Below are 1,716 nucleotides of genomic sequence, written 5' to 3'. Positions count from 1 at the left end.
GTTCCCCGGCTGGTGGTCGTCGACGAGCTCCCCACCCGGACCTCGGGCAAGGTCGACCGCGACGCGCTGCCGTGGCCGGTCGGCGGGGCCGCGGACGACGCACCCGAGTTCGGCGGGACCCTGGGCTGGCTGGCCGGGCACTGGCGTGACGTGCTGGGCGCGCCGGTCGACGGGCCCGAGGCGGACTTCTTCGCACTCGGCGGCGGATCGCTGTCGGCGGCTCAACTGATCGCGGCGCTTCGGCAGCGGTACCCGCAGATGACGGTCGCCGAGCTGTACGACCATCCCCGATTGGGCTCGCTGGCGGGCTACCTCGACGAACTCGCTCCCCCGCCGGCGGTCGAGACCCGCGTCGTGAAGCCGGTCCCGCGCCTCACCCAGGCGGTCCAAGTCGCGCTGACGGTGCCACTGGCGACCTTGACCGGCCTGCAGTGGGTGGTCTGGCTGGCGATCGCCAACAACGTCGCCGACGCGCTGTCGCTGGTGCCGTGGACGAAGCCCATCGGCTGGTGGTGGATCGTGGCAGGCTTCCTGCTGTTCGTCACCCCCTTCGGCCGGATGGGCATCGCCGTGTTCGGGGCACGCACCCTGGTCGGCAACCTGGCACCGGGCACCTACCGCCGGGGTGGCTCGGTTCACCTGCGGGTGTGGCTTGCCGAGCGGCTGGCCGAGGCCAGCGGCGCCGAGAACATGTCCGGAGCGCCGTGGCTGGTCTACTACGCCCGCGCGCTGGGAAACAGCGTCGGCAACGGGGTGGACCTGCACTCCTCACCGCCGGTGACCGGAATGCTGACGCTGGGCCACCGCTGTTCCATCGAGCCCGAGGTCGACCTGAGCGGCCACTGGATCGACGGGGACCAGTTCCACGTCGGCCCCGTCACCGTCGGCAACGACGCCACTGTCGGTGCCCGGACGACGTTGCTCCCCGGTTCGGTCGTCGGCAAGAACGCCGACGTGGCGCCCGGCTCCGGCGTCGTGGGGAAGGTGAAGAACAGGCAGTACTGGAAGGGCTCACCGGCGGTCAAGTCCGGCAAGGCCAAGCATCCGTGGCCCGACCACCGGCCACCCAGTGCGCCGGCGTGGGTCGCGATGTACGGCCTGACCTCGATGCTGCTGGGCGCGTTGCCGCTGGCCGCGCTGGCGACCGGGCTCGCGGTCATCGGCTGGGGGGTGCGCGACACCCCCTCGGTGAGCGCCGCGGTGCTTCCGGCGTTGGCATGGACTGTGCCCGCCACGCTGGCGGCGGTGCTGGTCTACGCGGCGCTGACGGTGGTGGGGGTGCGAGTGCTCGCCATCGGCCTGCATGAGGGCTACCACCCCGTCCGCAGCCGATCGGGCTGGCAGTTGTGGGCCACCGAACGCCTCATGGACGCCGCCCGCAATTACCTGTTCCCGCTGTATGCCAGCCTGCTCACCCCGTGGTGGCTGCGCGTGCTCGGAGCGCAGGTGGGCAGCGGCACCGAGATCTCGACCGCGCTGCTGATCCCGAAGTTCACCGTCATCGAGGACGGCGCGTTCCTCGCCGACGACACGATGGTGGCGTCCTACGAACTCGGCGGCGGCTGGATCCACGTCGCTCGCGCGACGGTCGGCAAGCGGGCGTTCCTGGGCAATTCGGGAATCACCCAGCCCGGACGGCGGGTCCCCGACGACGGACTGGTGGCCGTCCTGTCGGCGACACCGCACAAGGCCAAGGCCGGCTCGTCGTGGCTGGGC

1 protein-coding gene is annotated in these 1,716 nt (G+C 71.7%); it reads left to right on the top strand.

The genetic code is table 11. From position 1 onward, the window contains the following. On the top strand, nt 1-1,716 hold a 1,716-nt coding region (locus tag WA965_RS20150), incomplete at both ends, for a Pls/PosA family non-ribosomal peptide synthetase (RefSeq protein ID WP_526448006.1).

It is taken from the genome of Mycobacterium sp. (assembly GCF_049683935.1).
GTDB lineage: Bacteria > Actinomycetota > Actinomycetes > Mycobacteriales > Mycobacteriaceae > Mycobacterium.
Note: the sequence above shows the minus strand (reverse complement) of the source record. Positions and strands in the feature narration are given on the sequence as shown.